The organism is Streptomyces sp. NPDC001530 (genome assembly GCF_042894545.1).
In the GTDB taxonomy this organism is placed as follows: domain Bacteria; phylum Actinomycetota; class Actinomycetes; order Streptomycetales; family Streptomycetaceae; genus Streptomyces.
In genome coordinates this window covers 382331-400841 of sequence record NZ_JBIAVS010000003.1, presented here as the reverse complement: position 1 = coordinate 400841, position 18511 = coordinate 382331, and the positions used below count along the sequence as shown (strand labels likewise).

General features: G+C 70.2%; 16 protein-coding genes and 2 pseudogenes. 8 read left to right on the top strand and 10 right to left on the bottom strand.

Annotated features, from left to right (window positions below):
* Positions 1–98: 98 nt before the first annotated feature.
* Positions 99–2759, top strand: coding sequence for a cellulose binding domain-containing protein (locus ACFY0T_RS07390; protein WP_388865463.1), 2661 nt, complete (start codon positions 99–101; stop codon positions 2757–2759).
* A gap of 109 nt (positions 2760–2868) precedes the next feature.
* Here the strand turns inward: ACFY0T_RS07390 and ACFY0T_RS07385 are convergent, their stop codons facing one another.
* Entirely contained in the window at positions 2869–3468 is a 600-nt protein-coding gene (locus ACFY0T_RS07385; protein WP_388865461.1) for a DUF2867 domain-containing protein, read from the bottom strand.
* 84 nt (positions 3469–3552) lie between these two features.
* Between ACFY0T_RS07385 and ACFY0T_RS07380 the strand changes: the two genes are divergently transcribed.
* Positions 3553–4197, top strand: coding sequence for a TetR/AcrR family transcriptional regulator (locus ACFY0T_RS07380; protein WP_388865703.1), 645 nt, complete (start codon positions 3553–3555; stop codon positions 4195–4197).
* A gap of 94 nt (positions 4198–4291) precedes the next feature.
* Here ACFY0T_RS07380 and ACFY0T_RS07375 read toward each other — a convergent pair whose 3' ends face one another.
* Both ACFY0T_RS07375 and ACFY0T_RS07370 read right to left on the bottom strand, forming a co-directional pair.
* Positions 4292–6202, bottom strand: coding sequence for a rhamnogalacturonan lyase (locus tag ACFY0T_RS07375; RefSeq protein ID WP_388865459.1), 1911 nt, complete (start codon positions 6200–6202; stop codon positions 4292–4294).
* 88 nt (positions 6203–6290) lie between these two features.
* A complete protein-coding gene (locus ACFY0T_RS07370) occupies positions 6291–7235 on the bottom strand; it encodes a helix-turn-helix transcriptional regulator (protein WP_388865457.1) in 945 nt (314 codons plus the stop codon).
* Between the two features lie 85 nt (positions 7236–7320).
* Here ACFY0T_RS07370 and ACFY0T_RS07365 point away from each other — a divergent pair, with 85 nt between their 5' ends.
* Together ACFY0T_RS07365 and ACFY0T_RS07360 are read left to right on the top strand one after the other, a co-directional pair.
* Positions 7321–7800: a hypothetical protein gene (locus ACFY0T_RS07365; protein ID WP_388865700.1), complete on the top strand. Its 480-nt coding sequence runs from the start codon at positions 7321–7323 to the stop codon at positions 7798–7800.
* Positions 7797–8282 carry a hypothetical protein gene (locus ACFY0T_RS07360; protein WP_388865455.1) on the top strand — a complete coding sequence of 162 codons (486 nt, stop codon included), beginning with the start codon at positions 7797–7799 and terminating at the stop codon, positions 8280–8282. Before ACFY0T_RS07365 ends, ACFY0T_RS07360 begins: the two co-directional genes overlap by 4 nt.
* Here ACFY0T_RS07360 and ACFY0T_RS07355 read toward each other — a convergent pair.
* From ACFY0T_RS07355 to ACFY0T_RS07345, 3 genes are all read right to left on the bottom strand, one after another.
* Positions 8245–8994, bottom strand: a complete 750-nt coding sequence (locus tag ACFY0T_RS07355; RefSeq protein WP_388865454.1) for a class I SAM-dependent methyltransferase — start codon at positions 8992–8994, stop codon at positions 8245–8247. The genes ACFY0T_RS07360 and ACFY0T_RS07355 overlap by 38 nt on opposite strands.
* A gap of 5 nt (positions 8995–8999) precedes the next feature.
* Positions 9000–9305, bottom strand: coding sequence for a 4a-hydroxytetrahydrobiopterin dehydratase (locus ACFY0T_RS07350; RefSeq protein WP_388865452.1), 306 nt, complete (start codon positions 9303–9305; stop codon positions 9000–9002).
* Between the two features lie 102 nt (positions 9306–9407).
* Positions 9408–10562, bottom strand: a complete 1155-nt coding sequence (locus ACFY0T_RS07345; protein WP_388865450.1) for an ADP-ribosylglycohydrolase family protein — start codon at positions 10560–10562, stop codon at positions 9408–9410.
* 27 nt (positions 10563–10589) lie between these two features.
* Between ACFY0T_RS07345 and ACFY0T_RS07340 the strand changes: the two genes are divergently transcribed.
* A complete protein-coding gene (locus tag ACFY0T_RS07340) occupies positions 10590–11420 on the top strand; it encodes a helix-turn-helix domain-containing protein (RefSeq protein WP_388865448.1) in 831 nt (276 codons plus the stop codon).
* Between the two features lie 6 nt (positions 11421–11426).
* Here ACFY0T_RS07340 and ACFY0T_RS07335 read toward each other — a convergent pair whose 3' ends face one another.
* Positions 11427–11846 (bottom strand): hypothetical protein, encoded by a 420-nt coding sequence (locus ACFY0T_RS07335; RefSeq protein WP_388865446.1) that lies wholly within the window; start codon positions 11844–11846, stop codon positions 11427–11429.
* 289 nt (positions 11847–12135) lie between these two features.
* Between ACFY0T_RS07335 and ACFY0T_RS07330 the strand changes: the two genes are divergently transcribed.
* The 3 genes and pseudogenes from ACFY0T_RS07330 to ACFY0T_RS07320 all read left to right on the top strand — a co-directional run.
* On the top strand, positions 12136–12999 hold the full coding sequence (locus tag ACFY0T_RS07330; RefSeq protein WP_388865444.1) for a helix-turn-helix domain-containing protein: 864 nt from the start codon (positions 12136–12138) through the stop codon (positions 12997–12999).
* A 61-nt stretch (positions 13000–13060) separates the two neighbouring features.
* Positions 13061–13876: an SAM-dependent methyltransferase gene (locus ACFY0T_RS07325; protein ID WP_388865442.1), complete on the top strand. Its 816-nt coding sequence runs from the start codon at positions 13061–13063 to the stop codon at positions 13874–13876.
* A pseudogene (locus ACFY0T_RS07320) lies at positions 13873–14165 on the top strand (hypothetical protein); the annotation flags it as partial. The gene ACFY0T_RS07325 and the pseudogene ACFY0T_RS07320, both read left to right, overlap by 4 nt.
* Here ACFY0T_RS07320 and dnaK read toward each other — a convergent pair.
* The 3 genes and pseudogenes from dnaK to ACFY0T_RS07305 all read right to left on the bottom strand — a co-directional run bounded on the left by dnaK (position 14161) and on the right by ACFY0T_RS07305 (position 18508).
* Positions 14161–16029, bottom strand: coding sequence for a molecular chaperone DnaK (dnaK, locus tag ACFY0T_RS07315; RefSeq protein ID WP_388865440.1), 1869 nt, complete (start codon positions 16027–16029; stop codon positions 14161–14163). The pseudogene ACFY0T_RS07320 and the gene dnaK sit on opposite strands and share 5 nt — an antisense overlap.
* Positions 16030–16175: 146 nt before the next feature.
* On the bottom strand, positions 16176–16601 hold the full coding sequence (locus ACFY0T_RS07310; protein WP_388865438.1) for an OsmC family protein: 426 nt from the start codon (positions 16599–16601) through the stop codon (positions 16176–16178).
* Between the two features lie 100 nt (positions 16602–16701).
* Positions 16702–18508: pseudogene (locus ACFY0T_RS07305) on the bottom strand (hypothetical protein).
* Between the last annotated feature and the right edge of the window lie 3 nt (positions 18509–18511).

Sequence of the window (18511 nt, the reverse complement as noted above, 5' to 3'; positions counted from 1 at the left end):
GCCCTGCTCCTGACAGCAGGGCCCTGGCCGGGCGGTCCCTCGCCGCACCGAGGGCCGCCCGGCCGTCGCGCCTTTCTCCTCACGAGAGGACCCCCACCGTGCGAAGAACCCGCATCCTCACGGCCGTGCTCGCGCTGGCCGCGGGATTACTGGGCGGCGCCGCGCCCGCACTGGCCGCGAGCACCCCCAAGGTGACCATCGCCGCCGACACGTACACCTGGAAGAACGCCCGGGTCGACGGTGGCGGCTTCGTCCCCGGCATCGTCTTCAACCGCTCCGAGAAGAACCTCGCCTACGCCCGCACCGACATCGGCGGCGCCTACCGCTGGGTGGAGTCGAGCAAGACCTGGACCCCGCTGCTCGACTCGGTCGGGTGGAACGAGTGGGGCCACACCGGGGTCGTCAGCCTCGCCTCGGACTCCGTCGACCCGAACAAGGTGTACGCGGCGGTCGGCACGTACACCAACAGCTGGGATCCGACGAACGGTGCCGTGCTCCGCTCCTCCGACCGGGGCGCGAGCTGGCAGAAGGCGGACCTGCCGTTCAAGCTGGGCGGCAACATGCCCGGGCGCGGCATGGGCGAGCGCCTCGCCGTGGACCCCAACAAGAACAGCGTGCTGTATCTCGGCGCGCCCAGCGGCAAGGGCCTGTGGCGGTCCACGGACTCCGGTGCGAGCTGGTCGCAGGTCACCAACTTCCCCAACGTCGGTAATTACGTGCAGGATTCGACCGACTCGAGCGGCTACGCCTCCGACAACCAGGGCATCGTCTGGGTCACCTTCGACGAGTCGACCGGCTCGTCCGGCAGCGCGACGCAGACCCTCTACGTCGGTGTCGCCGACAAGGACAACGCGGTCTACCGCTCGACGGACGGCGGCGCGACCTGGTCCCGGCTCGCCGGGCAGCCGACCGGCTACCTCGCCGACAAGGGCGTCCTCGACGCCACGAACGGCTATCTCCATCTCGCCTACAGCGACAAGGGCGGCCCGTACGACGGCGGCAAGGGCCAGCTGTGGCGGTACGCGACGAAGACCGGGACCTGGACGAACGTCAGCCCGGTCGCGGAGGCCGACACCTACTTCGGCTTCAGCGGGCTGACCGTGGACCGGCAGCATCCGGGCACGGTGATGGCGACGGCGTACAGCTCCTGGTGGCCGGACACCCAGATCTTCCGCTCCACGGACAGCGGCGGCACCTGGACGAAGGCCTGGGACTACACCTCGTATCCGAACCGCTCGAACCGCTACACCATGGACGTCTCGTCCGTCCCCTGGCTGACCTTCGGCGCGAACCCCTCACCGCCCGAACAGACGCCGAAACTCGGGTGGATGACCGAGGGGCTGGAGATCGACCCGTTCAACTCCGCCCGGATGATGTACGGGACGGGCGCGACGATCTACGGCACCGAGAACCTCACCCACTGGGACAGCGGAAGCCAGTTCACCGTCAAGCCGATGATCCAGGGGCTCGAGGAGACGGCCGTCAACGACCTCGCCTCTCCCCCGTCGGGAGCGTCCCTGCTCAGCGCGCTCGGTGACATCGGCGGTTTCCGGCATACGGACCTCACCAAGGTGCCGTCGATGATGTACACCTCGCCGAACCTCACCACCACGACGAGCCTCGACTACGCCGAGACGAACCCGAACACCGTGGTCCGGGTCGGCAACCTCGACTCGGGCCCGCACATCGGCTTCTCGACGGACAACGGCGCCAACTGGTTCGCGGGCACCGACCCTTCGGGAGTCACGGGAGGCGGCACGGTCGCGGCCGCGTCCGACGGCAGCCGTTTCGTGTGGAGCCCGGCGGGCACCGGCGTGCAGTACACGACCGGGTTCGGTACGTCGTGGTCGGCGTCCAGTGGCATCCCGTCCGGGGCGATCGTCGAGTCGGACCGGGCCGACCCGAAGACCTTCTACGGCTTCAAGTCCGGGAAGTTCTACGTCAGTTCGGACGGAGGCGCGACCTTCACCGCCTCCGCCGCGACCGGCCTTCCGAGCGGCGACAGCGTGCGCTTCAAGGCGCTGCCGGGCACGAAGGGCGACGTGTGGCTGTCGGGCGGCGCCAGCGACGGCGCGTACGGGCTGTGGCACTCGACGGACGGCGGCGCGAGCTTCACCAAGCTGTCGAACGTCGAGCAGGCCGACACCATCGGCTTCGGCAAGGCGGCCACGGGAGCCTCGTACCAGACGCTCTACACCAGCGCGAAGATCGGCGGCGTAGGCGGCATCTTCCGGTCGACCGACAAGGGCGCGACCTGGACCCGTATCAACGACGACACCCATCAGTGGGGTTGGACGGGCGCGGCCATCACCGGCGATCCGCGGGTCTACGGGCGCGTGTACGTGGCGACGAACGGGCGCGGGATCATCTACGGCGACACCTCCGACACGAGCGGGGGCGGCGGAGGCGGCGGTGGCGGCACGGATCCGACGCCGACGGGCGCCTGCGCGGTCACGTACAAGATCACGAACCAGTGGTCCGGTGGCTTCCAGACGGACGTCACGCTCGCCAACACCGGTGCCGACGCCTGGAACGGCTGGTCGCTGGGCTGGACCTTCCCGGACGGCCAGAAGATCACGCAACTGTGGAACGCCGACCACACGCAGTCGGGTTCGGCGGTCGCGGCGAAGAACCTGAGCTGGAACGCCCATGTGGCGGCGGGTTCGTCGGTGAGCTTCGGGTTCACCGGAAGCTGGTCGGGCTCGAACGGGAAACCGACGTCGTTCAAGCTGGGTGATCAGACCTGTACGGTGGGCTGATTTCGAAGAGGAGAAGGGCGCGTACCGGATGCGGCACGCGCCCTTCGGCGCTCTCGCACTCGCCGTCAAAGCTGATCTTTTCTGGAGCTCATCGTGACCGCACTTCTTCCTACTCCGCCTCCGCATGGTTGCGCTCGCGCCAGGCTCGTTCCCATGACCGGGTCATGGCTGGGTAGACGATGAGGTATCGGAAAGGCGCGATGGTGGCCATGTAGAGCCGCCCGAACCAGCCGTTGGGTTTGACGAGGACGGCCATCCGCAACTCATAGTCGCCGCCGGCTCCTTGAACCCAACCGAGATGCATCACGGTGTGCACGGTCTTGTTCGCCAGCTCGCGAGCGCACTCCATGTCGAGCTCGTAGACCGCTTTGAGAGGCATGCTGTCGTTGTCCGGGCCGCGGGGAGCGTCGCGGAGGTCGCTGGGCAGGCGGTCGCGGAGCGAGGCAACCCGCTTCCCGACGCCCGTCGATGGTTTGTCCCAGCCGAGGATCGCGCCGAGCTTCCACCGAACGGCGAACAAGAACTTCACCGGCAAGGGCTGCTTCGCGAGTCCGCCGGCAGTTCGCATCGCTTCGAGCATCGCCGGGAAGTCGTTGGGCCCGGCTCCGGGGGTGCGGAACGACCACACGTCCTCGACGGAGAAGTCACTCGTGAGGTCGTGGATACGCCACGGCTGCTCGGTGTAGGTGGTCTCTGCGAGTCGTGGCACGGTTCGCCCTCTCGTCTATACGGCACCGTACAGTTCATGTGTACGGTAACGTACAAATTCAACGTGATCTATGGAGGTGGCCAGATTCCTGCCGTGGCTCGCACCCCACGAGGCCGCTGGATAGAGGCGGGCCTCGAAGCCCTCGCCCGGGGAGGACCCGACGCAGTCCGCGTCGAGACGCTCGCCACCGAACTCGGCGTGACAAAGGGCGGGTTCTACGGATACTTCGATGGCCGTCCCGCGTTGCTCACGGAGATGCTCGACGAGTGGGAGCGCCGCTGCACCAAGGAGGTCCTCGCCCAGGTCGAGGCCGAAGGCGGCGACGCCGCCGAGACGTTCCGGCGCGTCGGTCAACTGTCCTTCTCGGAAGACCTTCACCGGATTGATCTCGCGGTCCGGGCCTGGGCCCGCCAGGACGAGTCCGTCGCGACGCGCCTGCGGCGTATCGACAACGAGCGCATGGATTTCCTGCGGAAGGTGTTCGGCACCTTCATCACCGATCCCGCCGAGATCGAGGCACGCAGCGTCCTGGCGTTCGGGCTCGCGATCGGCCGCCACTTCATCGTCGCGGACCACCCTGGGTACACCAAACGCGAAGCCATCCAACTTGCCGGAGAGCACCTCTTGCGCCCGGCGCTGCACGAGACCACGGGGAGCCTGGACCGGTGCACTGATGAGCAGACCGATGGGGTGAACCGCCAGAGCCTCGACACGGGCGGATCGCCTTGAGCCGGCGGTGGATCCAGCTCAAGAGTCCGGCGGCCATCCTGACCATTCGGACGGCCGCCGTTCCTCCTCACGCTCTCCGCTTGTCTTCGCAGGGTCAGGGCGTATAGACGGTCGGCCGAGGTGCCGTAGCCATTCCGTTGCCGATGAAGAAGCTCGGGTGCGGGGGCTGGTTGTAGGCGGTGTTCTGCCAGGCCAGGGCCGTGCGGTACATCGTGTCGTGCAGCAGGGTCGTGATCTTCGTGGTGGTCTCGTACGGCGTGGAGTAGATCCGCAGGGCCGTGTTGTCGCTGGTCGGCCAGACGACCTCCTCGCGCCAGTCGCCGAAGAGGTCGCCGGAGAGGGACGGGGTGGCCTTGGTGCTGTTGTTGGAGTGGACGGAGGCGCCCGTCAGCAGGCGGGTGTCGGCCGAGGTGCCGTACTTGTCGATGTGGGTGTCGTCGAGGAGTTCTCGGGTGGTGTCGCCGTCCCACCAGGAGAGGAAGTTGACGGAGGACGGCTCGCGGCCCTTGGTGGCGCCGGCCTCGTCGCGGATGTACGAGTCGGACGCCGACCACACCTCGGCGCCGTCGTTGCCCGCCCAGATGTCGCCGGCGACGCCGCGCCCGTTGTCGCAGCAGGCGGCGAGCTGCCAGTTGACCGTGCCGTTGGCCGGGTTGATGTAGAGCTCGGCCGGCTGGCTGGTGCCCTCCGAGACCTTGAAGTACTCCAGGCCCGAGTGCGACGGGTCGAGATCGCCCAGGTGCTGGGCGTCGCCGTGCCCGGTCTTCGTGGTCCACAGTCCGTTGCCGTTGTCGTCCACGGCCATCGCCCCGTAGACGATCTCGTCCTTGCCGTCGTTGTCGACGTCCCCGACCGACAAACTGTGCGAGCCCTGACCGTCGTACCCCTTGCCGCTGTTGGTCGACGAGTTGGTGTCGAACGTCCAGCGGCGTGTGAAGGCTCCGCCGCGCCAGTCCCAGGCGGCGATCACGGTACGGGTGTAGTAGCCGCGCGCCATGATGAGCGAGGGCCTGGCGCCGTCCAAGTACGCGGTTCCGGCGAGGAATCGGTCGACGCGGTTGCCGTACGAGTCGCCCCAGGACGAGACCGTGCCGCGCGCCGGGACGTAGTCGACGGTGCCCATGGCGGCGCCCGTCTGCCCGTTGAACATGGTCAGGTACTCGGGGCCGGACAGGACGTACCCGCTGGAATTGCGGTAGTCGGCCGACGCACTGCCGATGACGGTGCCTCGGCCGTCCGTCGTGCCGTCGGCCGTCTTCATGGCGACCTCGGCCTTGCCGTCGCCGTCGTAGTCGTACACCTGGAACTGGGTGTAGTGGGCGCCCGAGCGGATGTTCCGGCCGAGGTCGATGCGCCACAGCCGGGTGCCGTCGAGCTTGATGCCGTCGATGATCGTGTTGCCGGTGTAGCCGGACTGGGAGTTGTCCTTGGCGTTCGTCGGCTGCCACTTGAGGACGAAGTCGAGCTGGCCGTCGCCGTCGAGGTCGCCGACGGAGGCGTCGTTGGCCGCGTAGGTGTACGCGACTCCGTCGGGGGTGGTGCCGCCGGCGGGCGGGGTGATCGGCACGTCCTTGTATCCGGTACGGAACTGGATCGCGTGGACCGAGTCGGCCTGCTCGACGCCGCCCACGATCGCGCGGATCGTGTAGTCGGCCTGGGCGGGCGCGCCGGAGTGGAAGTAGTTCGTGGAGCCGGTGATCGGGGTCGAGTTGACCTTCGTACCGGCTCGGTAGACGTTGAAGGACACGTCGTTCGGGTCGGTGCCGAGCCAGCGCCAGCTGACCAGGTTGCCGCTGTCGGTGTGGACGCTGACGACGCCCCGGTCAAGGGCTTCGACCATGGGGGTCCCCCCTGTTCGAGCGAAGCCGAGAACTTGGGGGAGGGCGGTGGCGGCCTGGGCTGATCCGGTGCCGAGGGCGGTGAGTCCCGCGGCGAGGAGGGCGGCGGTCGCCGCCATCGCGGATCCGATCGCGCGTCTGCGGTGCTGCCTGTGCGGGTGCTGCACGGTGGGTACCTCCTGAGAGGACAGACTGCTTCTGCTCCCTCAGTTGCCGCTGTGGGCAAGGGAGTTGCCGTGTTTGGGCAAGCGCTCTCTACGCGTATCTGCGGGCCAGTTCGGTGACGGTCGCGGCGATGAGTTCGCGCAGCTCGGCCGGTTCCAGCACCTCGATCGCCGTGCCGAGGCGCAGGAAGTCGGCGTGGGCCTGGTCGATGGACTCGATGGGGACGGTGGCGCGGGTCCAACCATCGTCGTCCGTACGGCCGTTGACCCGCACCGCGTGTGCCGCACGGCCGCTCAGCCGGGTGCCCGGCGCGAGGCGCACAACCGCCTCCGCGCGGTGCAGTCGCTCGTGGAAGTCCCGCTGGTACGCGGACCAGTACGCGGCAAGATCGAAGTCCCCTGGGCGGGCGAACTCCTCGTCGGAGGCGGCGAGTTCGAGGATCTGGTCGACGCGGAAGGTCCGCGGACCCGGCCCCGCGACGACGTACCAGCGGCCCGCCTTCAGCACGAGGCCGTACGGCTCCAAGCGGCGCTCCACGTCGGTGGGCACGCGCCAGCGGCGGTACCGCACGTGCAGGACGCGGCTCTTCCAGACGGCGTCGGCGACGGCGGAGAGGTACGGGGTCTCGTCGGCGTCCGCGTACCAGCCGGGCGCGTCCAGGTGGAAGCGGCCGCTGATCCGGTCGGCGTGCTCGCGCAGTTCGCGCGGAAGGGCGGCGCGCACCTTCAGCTGGGCGGCGGCGAGGACCGAGCCGAGGCCGAGCTCGGCGGCGGGTCCGGGGACCCCCGCGAGGAAGAGGGCCTCGGCCTCGTCGGTGGTGAGGCCGGTGAGACGGGTGCGGTAGCCGTCGAGGAGGCGGTAGCCGCCGGCGTGCCCCGCGTCGCCGTACAGCGGGACGCCGGCCGCGCTCAGCGCCTCGACGTCCCGGTACACGGTCCGCACCGACACCTCCAGCTCCTCGGCGAGCTGGGCGGCGGTCAGTCGGCCGCGGGTCTGGAGCAGCAGGAGGATCGAGACGAGTCGACTGGACTTCACTGACACAGGATGTCAGTGAAGCGGTCCTAGCGTTCCCGTCATGGCCTCCACGACACCCACGACACCCACGACACCCATGACATCGGTGAATTTCAGGGAGAAACTGCTGACCGTGCCGCCGCCGATCGAGGTGGCGGGGCGGCGGATCAAGCGCTACCACGTCACCGCGGACCCGGCGGGCATCGCGCCCGAGGTGGAGAAGGCGGCGTACGCCATCCTGCCGAAGCTGCTTCCGGAGCCCGACGGCACTCCGCCCGCGACCTTCGTCGTCCTGCACCGGGGCGGCGACGACGGCGCCTACCTCAACGCGTACAGCTGGGTGTGGGACAACGTCCTGCACTTCCGGTGCGCGTCGGCGGGCCAGCCGGTGCTGGGCTGCCCGGACCGGGACCCCACGCACTTCATCACGCCCGAACTCCCCTGGATCGGCTGCGTCTGGGAACTGCCGCCGATCCTGCACGAACGCGACGCCTGGGTACGGCACATGCTCGCGCCCCACACCCCCGACCTCGACGCCTACCTCGCGGACTCGCTTCCCGAGGGCACCACCGGAGACCGCTCATGAGCAGCCCGCACGACTTCGACTTCTTCCACGGCGAGTGGGACGTCGCCCATCGGCGCCGCACCGACTTCCTCGAGGCCGACAGCGACTGGGAGGAGTTCCCGGCCACCAGCCGCTGCTGGAGCCTGTTCGACGGGGCCGCGAACATCGACGAGATAGCGGTGCCCGGTCAGGGCTGGCAGGGGCTCACCCTGCGGCTCTTCGACCCTACGGCGCAGGAGTGGTCGCTGAACTGGTCCTCCAGCCGCGGCGGAAAGCTCTTCCCGCCGGTGATCGGGCGGTTCGGGGCCGACGGACGGGGTGAGTTCTACGGCGACGACACACACGACGGGAAGGACGTGCGGGTGCGGTTCGTGTGGTCGGGGATCTCGGCGACGACCGCGCGCTGGGAGCAGGCCTTCTCCGTGGACGGGGAGAAGACGTGGGTGACCAACTGGGTCATGGAGTTCAGCCGACGGCCGGCTTCCGGAAGGCCCGCAGCGTGAACTCCGGGTCCGCGCGCGGCACGTCCTGATCGGGCAGCTCCTCGAGCCGCACGACGAAACGCTCGGCCAGCGGGTCGTCCGGCGCGAGCTGGGTGAACCAGCCGCGTCGCAGGTCCGCGACCGTGCTGCGCGGGCTGCGCCCCTGGCCGTGCCCCCGGAACCGTGCCTGCCCTGCCGGGGCCAGGCCGTGCTCGATCGCGTACTCCTCCACGTGCTCGGCCCGGTCCTGGGCGGGGCGGCGCGGACGCGGAGCCAGCACGGCGTCGATGTCGCTGCCCACGTCGTGGGCGGCGGCCTTGTCGACGGTGGTGACGTACACCCCGCCCGGGCGCAGCACCCGAGCGCACTCGGCGACGATGGCCCGGACGTCCTCGGGCCCGGCCACGAGATGCAGCAGCCACACGCTGGTGACGGCGTCGAACGCCCCGGCCGGGAAGGGCAGTCGGCGGCTGTCGGCGAGGACCACGGCGTCGGGTATCCGCTCCGCCGCCATCCGCGTCATGCGGGGCGCCGCGTCGGCGCCGATCACCCGCATCGCGGGCCGCCCCGCGGCGAGGCGGCGCGTGACGATCCCGGTGCCGCAGGCAACGTCCAGCAGGTCCCGTGCGCCTTCGGGGACGAGGGCGAGCACGGCGTCCGCGGCCGCCGCCGCCCTGGGTTCACCGCCCCGCGTGGCGTCGTACTCGTCCGCTTCCTTGTCGTAGTCCAGCATGTGGATCAGCTTGCACCGTGCCCCGGGGCGAGGTCCTCCACCCTGCGGGCGAGAGCGAAGTCGAGTTCGGTGATGGCGCCGCCGACGCTGTGCGTGTTCACGGTGAGGGAGATCGTGTTGTAGCCGAGCGTGAGGTCGGAGTGGTGGTCGAGTTCCTCCTGCACCTGGGCGATGTGCACGACCATCGCGGTCGCCGCGAAGTGCGAGCCGAGTCGGTAGGAGCGGGCGAGCCGGTCGCCGTCCACCGACCAGCCCGGCAGCTCCGCCAGCCGCTCCTCGATCTCCTTCTGCGACAACGGTTCCACCGGCATGACCTGGCTCCATTCGTACGACGGGGGTGCGTGCGGGGCTCTTCCTCAGCGTGCCACAGTCACCCGACCTCGGCGCCGTCGGGTTTTTCGCCCCCTCCGCCCTTACCCATTCCCGTCCTCTGGGGGCTGCCGCCCCCAGACCCCCGCTTCGGCCTGAACGGCCTCGTCCTCAAACGCCGGACGGGCTAAAGATTCCCGCACGCACTCCGCCGCGAAATCGTCCGCCAGGACGGTGATCGTGGCGCGCCCCTCGACCCGCTCCAGCCACTCCACCGGAAGCCCGTGATCGCCGTGCCGGGCGCCGAGGAGGTTTCCGCAGATCGAGCCGGTGGAGTCACTGTCACCGGAGTGGTTCACGGAGAGGAGCAGGGCGTCGGTGACGTGGTGGGTGGCGAGGGCGCAGTAGACGCCGATGGCCAGCGCCTCCTCGGCGATCCACCCGGCGCCGAGGGACTCGACCTTCTCGGCGGTCGGCGCGCCTTCGGAGGCGAGGTCGAGGGCTCGGTTCAGGGCGGCCGAGGTCTCCTCGTGCCCGGGGTGACGGGCCAGCAGCCGCAGCGTACGCAGGACGGCGCCCTCCAGGGAGTCCCCGGAGACGAGGTGCGTGACGATCGCGGCCAGGGCTCCGGAGGAGTAGTACCCCGTGGGGTGGCCGTGGGTCATCTGGGCGCACCGGGCAGCCATGCCGAAGACGACGTCGGCCGACGTCCGGGTGAGCCCGAAGGGCGCCGAGCGCATGACGGCGCCGCACCCCTTTGAGTCGGGGTTCACGGGTCCGGGCGGCCCGAGCTCGGCAAACGGGTCGGGGACGTAGTCCTGCTCGAGCCCGGAAAGGCAGGCGTTGCCGGGCGCCCGACGGGCGTACAGCCAGCTCTGCGCGGCGAGCCCTCCGTGGACGTCGGGGTCGGGTCCCGGCTTGAGCTGGGTGTCCAGCCACCGCCCGTAGGCCCAGCGCACCATCCGGGACCAGCCCCCGCCGATGCCCTTATGGCGCTCACGCGCGTGGGCCTGCTGGATGCCCTCCACGGTGAACAGCGTCATCTGCGTGTCGTCGCTGACACGGCCCACGACCCCGTCGCCGTCGGGAACCGGACCGGTCACCCCGCGTGGCCCGTGCGCGGCGCGGATCCTCTCCAGGGACGCGAACTCGACGGGGTAGCCGAGGGCGTCCCCGAGCGCTCCGCCCAGCAGACAGCCACGTACGCGTGCCCGGTAGAGCGCCTCCGCTTCCCAGGACAGCTTCCACAGGTCGTTCACGCACCGCTCCTCGACTACGGTCCTCGTATGAGCATTGTCGCGCCCGGTCCCGCCACCCTCCCAACTGCCCCTGCCGAAGCGGGCATCGGCCCGCTGCTGCGGGGCTGGCGGGAGCAACGGCGCGTGAGTCAGCTGGAGCTGGCGCTGCGGGCGGGTTCCTCGGCCCGGCACATCAGCTTCATCGAGACGGGCCGCTCGCGCCCCAGCGAGGAGATGGTGCTGCGGCTCGCCGAGCACCTCGACGTCCCCGTCCGGGAACGCAACGCGCTGCTGCTGGCCGCCGGTTACGCGCCGCACTACCCGGAGACCCCGCTCGACGACCCGGCGATGGATGCCCTGCGCGACGGCATGGAGCGCCTGATCCAGGGCTACGAGCCATACCCGGCGCTGGTGGTCGACGCGACGTACCACGTCCTCGCCGCGAACCGGGGTATCGCCATGCTCCTGGACGGCATCCCCGAGACGCTGCTCGAGCCACCGTTGAACGCGATGCGGCTGACCCTCCACCCGGAGGGTCTGGCCCCGCGCATCCGCAACCTCCGGGCATGGCGCGACCATCTGCTGGCCCAGATGGACCGCCAGATCGCCCTGCGCCGCTCGCAGCCGCTGCGTGCCCTGTACGAGGAGGTGGCGGCGTATCCGGTCCCGGACCCGGCCGAGGACGACGAATCCCTCGGCCCCGTCCCCTACTTCGCGCTCCCGATGCAGATCGAGCACGACGGCCGGGTCCTGTCCTTCATCTCGTCCATCTCGACCTTCAACACCCCGATGGACGTGACGGTCGCCGAGCTCGCCATCGAGACGTTCCTCCCGGCGGACCCGGCGACGGTCAAGTACCTTCACTCACTGCATTCTTGATGATCGTCAACTACTGACCCGGGCCTTCAGCGCCGCGTACTGGAGCGCCGCGAACCCCGCCACGGTCAGCGCCTGCAGCGGCACCCACACCGCGCCGGCGGCGCTCGGCGACAGCCACACGGCGAGGGCGACGAAACTGAGCACCGCCCAGGCGAGGTTGGTCTCGATCACGGTCCGCACGGCCCACGACCGCGGCTCCCGCCGCGAGGCGAGCCACCCCACTCCGGCCGCGTATACCGCGAGGATCAGACCGAGTTCGAGCAACAGCCCGGACCCGACCCCGAGCAGCCGCCCGAGCGGCCCGGATGCGCCGAGGTAGGCGACCGCGTTCGCGCCGGTGACCAGGGCGTCCAGCGCCAGGAACCGGCGCAGCATGGTGTGCGGTTCGGTCGTACGGGCCAGAACTGCGAGCTGGGTTGCGGACATGGCGCATCACCCTCCGTCGAGGTCGGATTCCAGCAGATGAGAGACCTGGGTCCCGAGTCGGAGTGCGCCGGCCCGGGATCCAGTACGACCACCATGCCGGGCGGCGGGGTGACGGTCGATTACGCCGGAGGTAATGGCGAACGAGGACGGCGACGCGGTCCTCGCCGCCCTGGAAGGCGACGCCTCCCTCAAGTCGCTGCGCAAACTCCTGACATGAGTCCGATCCTGTGAGGGTTTCGCGGGAACATGACACACTGCTCGGGTACTTCGGCGCGTGGGGAGGCGTGGCGTGAGTGAGCGGCGGGCTGCGCCCACCGTGGGGCAGGTGGTGCTGGGGCGGCGGCTGCAGGAGTTGCGGGAGGCCGCGGGGCTGAAGCGGGAGGAGGCGGCCCGCGTGCTGCGGGTGGCACCGGCGACCGTGCGGCGGATGGAGACGGCCGAGGTCGCCCTCAAGATCCCGTACGTGCAGATGCTGTTGACGACGTACGGCGTGGCCCACGACGAGGTGGGCGCCTTCGTCACGCTGGTCGAGGAGGCGAACCAGCCGGGGTGGTGGCAGCGGTTCCACGATGTGCTGCCGGACTGGTTCAGCATGCACGTCAGTCTGGAGAGCGCCGCCCGGATGATCCGCTCGTACGAGCCGCACTTCGTGCCCGGGCTACTGCAGACCGAGGACTACGCGCGCGCCGTGCTGGAGGCCGGGACGGTCGGGAAGACGGGTCCCGAGGCGATCGAGCGGCATGTGGCGCTGCGCATGAGCCGGCAGAAGCTGCTCACGCGCGAGAACCCGCCCCATCTCTGGGTCATCATGGACGAGACGGCGCTGCGCCGGCCCGTGAGCATCCATTCCTCGGTCATGCGCGACCAGATCGACCGGCTCCTCGCAGCGATCGAGCACGATCACATCACGCTCCAGGTCGCCGAGTACGCGAAGGGCCCGCACCCAGGGACGTACACCTCCTTCGCGCTGTTCCGCTTCGCGGAGCCGGAGCTGCCGGACATGGTCTACAGCGAGTACGTGACCGGTGCCCTGTACCTCGACTCGCGCACCGAGGTGGCCACGCACCTGGAGGTCCTCGACCACATGTCGGCCCACGCGGCCTCCGTCCAGCGGACCAAAGAGATCCTCCAGGAGTTCCGCGAGAGCTTCTGAGACGCCGCCCGGACTCATTGAGCACGTCCCGAACCCACCCAGCACCTTGAGGAGCATCCGCATGAGCGGAAGTGAATCCGCGCCCAGCCCCATCGACACCAGCCGGCCCCATCCCGCCCGCGTCTACGACTGGTGGCTGGGCGGCAAGGACAACTACCCGGTGGACGAGGAGCTGGCCCGCAAGATCCTCGCCGCGGACGGCACCGCGGTGCGCGGGGCGCGCGCCAACCGCCGGTTCATGCACCGGGCGACCCGTGCCGCCAGCGAGGCCGGGATACGCCAGTTCCTGGACATCGGCACGGGCATCCCCACCGAGCCGAATCTGCACCAGGTGGCCCAGGCGGTCGCGCCGGAGTCCAAGGTCGTGTACGCGGACAACGACCCGATCGTCCTGCGGCACGCGGAGGCCCTGCTGCACGGCTCCGCCGAGGGCACCACCGACTACGTGCACGCCGACGTCCGCGACCCCGAGACCATCCTGCGCCTGGCCGGCGAGTTCCTGGACTTCGCCCAGCCGGTCGCGCTGTCGCTGGTCGCGCTCACCCACTACCTGGGGGACGCCGCCGACGGCGACGACGTGTACGGCCTGCTCAAGCGGTACGTCGAGGTGCTCGCCCCGGGCAGCTGGCTGGTGCTGTCCCAGGTCACCTCCGACATCAGCACCGAAGGCGTGCAGAAGGCCGCCGAACACTTCCGCCGGAGCGGCACTCCGTTCTACCCCCGCTCGCTGACCGAGTTCTCGCGCTTCTTCGACGGCTTGGAGCTGCTGGGTCCCGGTGTGATCCCCGTGTACGGGTGGCGGCCGGAGGCCGAGGACGTCGCGGCCCAGGCGGAGGGCATCGTGCCCGTGTACGGCGGTGTCGCCCGCAAGCCCTGACCCGTACGGGTGCCTTCCGGCCCGGCACGCCGGCGCCCGACCTGCACAGTGTCCGGCTGACCGGCGGCCGCGAGGCGGGCTCCTTCTACCGGGACCGCTGGAGCCAGACGAGGTCGTGAACTCCACACACGGCGTCAACTGCACCGGCTCCTGCCGCTGGAAGGTGTACGTCAAGGACGGCATCACCTCTGTTCCGCCCATACGTGGTGTACCGCAGCCGCGACCCGAGGCAGCTCGGGCCGCGGCCGGCACGGCGGGGCCGGGAGAAGACGGACGTCCAGCGCTCAGGCTGCCCCGCCCTTGGACTCCTTGTCCTCGTCCACGATCTCGGCGTCCACCACGCCCTCCTCGTCGCTCGGGGCGTGTTCGGTGGGCGGCTGGTCCTGCGGGGGCGTCTGCTGGGCCTGCGCGTACATCGCCTGCCCCATCTTCTGGCTGACGGTGGCCAGCTTCTCGATGGCGGTCCGCAGGGCGGCCGTGTCGGTGGAGGAGTCCTCCAGGAGCCGTTTCAGGTCGGCGGCCGCGGACTCGACCTCCGTCTTGGTGTCGGAGGGGATGCGCTCGGCGTTGTCGCGGATGAACTTCTCGGTCTGGTAGACGAGTTGTTCGCCCTGGTTGCGGGTCTCGGCGGCCTCGCGGCGGTTGCGGTCCTCCTCGGCGTACTGCTCGGCCTCGCGCATCATGCGGTCGATGTCGTCCTTGGGGAGCGCGGAGCCGCCGGTGACGGTCATCTTCTGTTCGCGTCCGGTGGCGAGGTCCTTCGCCGAGACGTGCATGATCCCGTTGGCGTCGATGTCGAAGGCGACCTCGATCTGCGGCACACCGCGCGGCGCGGGCGGCAGCCCGGTGAGGTCGAAGACACCGAGCTTCTTGTTGTACGCGGCGATCTCGCGCTCGCCCTGGTAGACCTGGATGCCCACCGACGGCTGATTGTCCGTGGCCGTCGTGAAGATCTCCGAACGCCGGGTCGGAATCGTGGTGTTGCGCTCGATCAGCTTGGTCATGATGCCGCCCTTGGTCTCGATGCCGAGGGACAGCGGGGTGACGTCGAGCAGGAGGACGTCCTTGACGTCACCGCGGATGACGCCCGCCTGGAGCGCGGCGCCGACGGCCACGACCTCGTCCGGGTTGACGCCCTTGTGCGGGTCCTTGCCGGTGAGTTCCTTCACGAGTTCGGTGACGGCGGGCATCCGGGTGGAGCCGCCGACGAGGATGACGTGGTCGACCGCGGACAGCTTCACGCCCGCGTCCTTGACCGCTTGGTGGAAGGGGGTCTTGCAGCGATCGAGGAGGTCGGCGGTCAGCTCCTGGAACTGGGCGCGTGTCAGCTTCTCGTCGAGGTGCAGCGGGCCTTCGGCGGTGGCGGTGATGTAGGGCAGGTTGATGGTCGTCTCGGAGGAGCTGGACAGCTCGATCTTGGCCTTCTCGGCGCCCTCGCGCAGCCGTTGCAGCGCCATCTTGTCGTGGCCGAGGTCGATGCCGTACGAGGCCTTGAAGCGCTGGGCGAGGTGCTCGACGACCCGCTGGTCCCAGTCGTCGCCGCCCAGATGGGTGTCGCCGTTGGTGGCCTTGACCTCGATGACGCCGTCGCCGATGTCCAGGAGCGAGACGTCGAAGGTGCCGCCGCCCAGGTCGAAGACGAGGACGGTCTGCTCCTCGCCGCGGTCGAGCCCGTACGCGAGGGCGGCGGCCGTCGGCTCGTTGATGATCCGCAGGACCTTCATGCCCGCGATCTCGCCCGCCTCCTTGGTGGCCTGGCGCTGGGCGTCGTCGAAGTAGGCGGGCACGGTGATCACCGCGTCCGTGACGTCCTCGCCCAGATACGCCTCCGCGTCCCGCTTCAGCTTCTGCAGCACGCGCGCGGACAGCTCCTGCGCGCGGTAGCGGGTGCCGTCGATGGAGTCCTTCTCCGGGAAACGCCAGCTCGCGTCGCCCATGTGGCGCTTCATGGAGCGCGCGGTGCGCTCCACGTTCGTCACCGCCTGCCGCTTGGCGACCTCGCCGACGAGCACCTCGCCGTTCTTGGCGAAGGCCACCACGGAGGGTGTGGTGCGCGCGCCCTCGGCGTTGGCCACGACGGTGGGGTCACCGCCCTCCAGGACCGCCACCACCGAGTTCGTCGTACCGAGATCGATCCCGACCGCACGTGCCATGTCCGTCCCCTTCCACCAGGGCTCTGCCCACTCTCCAGCACAAAACTTGAGTGCGCTCTTGTCAATGGGGCGGGTGGTCCATGTGGGCCGGACATGACGGTGCCGCGGCCCTGCGCGGGGCCGCGGCACCGAACTGCTGTCGGGCGTCAGGCCAGCTTCGCCGACAGCGTGATCGTCGTGCCGGTGAGCGCCTGGCTGACCGGGCAGTTCTTCTTGGCGTCCTCGGCCGCCGCGACGAAGCCGTCGTTGTCGAGGCCCGGAACCGAGCCCTCGACCGTGAGGTGGATACCGGTGATGCCCTCGCCGGGCTGGAAAGTGACGTCGGCGTTGGTGACGAGCTTGGTGGGCGGGGTGCCGGCGCCCGCGAGGGCGTGCGACAGCGCCATGGAGAAGCAGCTGGAGTGGGCGGCGGCGATCAGCTCCTCGGGGCTGGTCTTGCCGTTCGCGTCCTGGGCCCGCGACGCCCACGTCACCGGCTGCTGGCCGATGCCGGAGGAGTCGAAGGTGACGACGCCGTTGCCCTCGAGCAGGTTGCCTTCCCACACGGTGTGTGCGGTGCGCGTGGTTGCCACGATGAATCCCTTCGATGAGGTCCCGTTTTCGGGGTCCGTACGCACCATCCGATCACACCTGCGCCCGGCACACCCGGAAGACGGCTCACCGAAAGACGGCTCACCGAACCCGGAACACCGGCCCCCGCGCGGTGAACGGCAGCCGTGCGCCCTGCGGGATCAGATACGCGTGCTCGCGCCGCACCCGCAGGACGTCGCACCAGCCGTCCGTGATGACCAGCACGGGCGCGCCCGGCGGGAAGTCGTCGGCGCGCTGCAGCAGGTCGATGCCAGGCTGCAGCACCGTGCCGCCGCGGCCGTGCACCCGGACGCGTCCGGCGATCTCCGTGACCGGCAGATAGCCCGCGTCGTGCGGGGCGGCGTCGCAGAAGACCACCCGGGCGGCCGGTACGTCACGGGCCTCGGCGTACGAGGCGATCGCGCCCAGTGCCTTGCCGAGCAGGGTGCGGTCCATGGAGCCGGAGGTGTCGAGGACGACGCCGAACCGTACAGCGGGCGATCTCCTCGGGCGGAAAGTAGCGGCCCGCGCGCGGGATGTCGGGGGTGGCCGCCTGGCGGCGCGCCGGACGCGCGTACGTCCGTACGGGCTCTGGACGAGGTACGAACTCGTCGAACCAGCGGGCGAGTTGGGCGTCCCAGGGCAGCGGCGGGTGGCTGAGCGCGCGGATCTCCTCCACCAACCCGCCCGGCAGGAACCCGCGTTCCTGCTGCTGGTGCAGGTCGAGGCCCTGACCGAGGCCGCGGCGGTAGAACTCGTCGAGGTCGACGTAGTCGCGCGGCGAGCCGAGCGGGCCGCCGAGGATGTCGCCCGCGCCCTTGCCGCGCAGGGTGGCCAGCCGGCGCATCCGGCGCAGGTCGCCCGCGATCCGGTCGTACACCTCCTCGGCCGACAGGTCCTTCAACTCCGGGTCGTACAGCAGCCCTTCGGGCATCGTGCCGACCTGCATCTCGCGCAGCCAGCCGTTGATGACGTAGTCGGCGGCGATGTTGAAGAGGTACGGGTCGCGGGTGCCGCAGCGGTCGCCGTGGCGCAGGGCGGCGTGCAGCATCTCGTGGGCGAGGACGAACCGCCACTCCTCGTCGCCGAATTGGCGCAGCGGGTTGATGTAGATCTCGGCGGCCTCCGCGTCGACCGCGGCGATGGAGATGCCGTGGGCGCGGGCGAGTTCGGCGTCGGCGACGAGGGTGATGCCGGCCGCGACGCCGCCCAGCAGCGGGTAGGAGGAGATGAACCAGCTCAGCGCCTTCTCCCAGGGCTGCAGCCGGGTGGGTCCGCCGCGCATGGACTCGCGGCGGCCGCCCGCCATGTCCATCGCGGTGGCCATGGTGCGGGTCAGGGCGTGCGCGAAGGCGATCTGCCAGTCGGGCGGGGTGCCGCCGATCCATGTGTTCCAGGGCACGAGCACCTGGTCCGGCTCACCCCCGGCCGTCCCGCAGTGGTCGTACACGGGCGGGATGCCGTCGCGGCGCCAGCGCGCGGCGAGTTGCTCCTCGTCGCCGTCGGGGTACGACGCCGGCAGATCCTCGGGGGTCAGGCCGATCGGGAAACCGAGCAGGAAGCGGTTGACCACGACGCAGCGGGCGGCGACGTCGAAGCGGTCGGGCTGCTCGCGCTCGCCGGTCGCGGCCGGCACGTGGCCGAACCCCAGATGGATGATGGCGTGCGCGATGGCCCAGGCCCAGGCGGCGGGTTCGGCACGGCGGGTGGGGTGGACGTGCAGGGTGCCGTCGGAGTCGACTCTGACGAGACCGTCCCGGGGCGCCCTGACGCAGCTCTCCTGACGGCACGTACTGAACCCGATCGCGGCCAGCGCGCGATTGGCCCGCACCAGCCGCATCCCCTCCGCGAACGCCTCGGCGGCCGGATCCGGCTTGGCCGCGGCGTCCGGCTTACGGGGCCGGCTCATCGC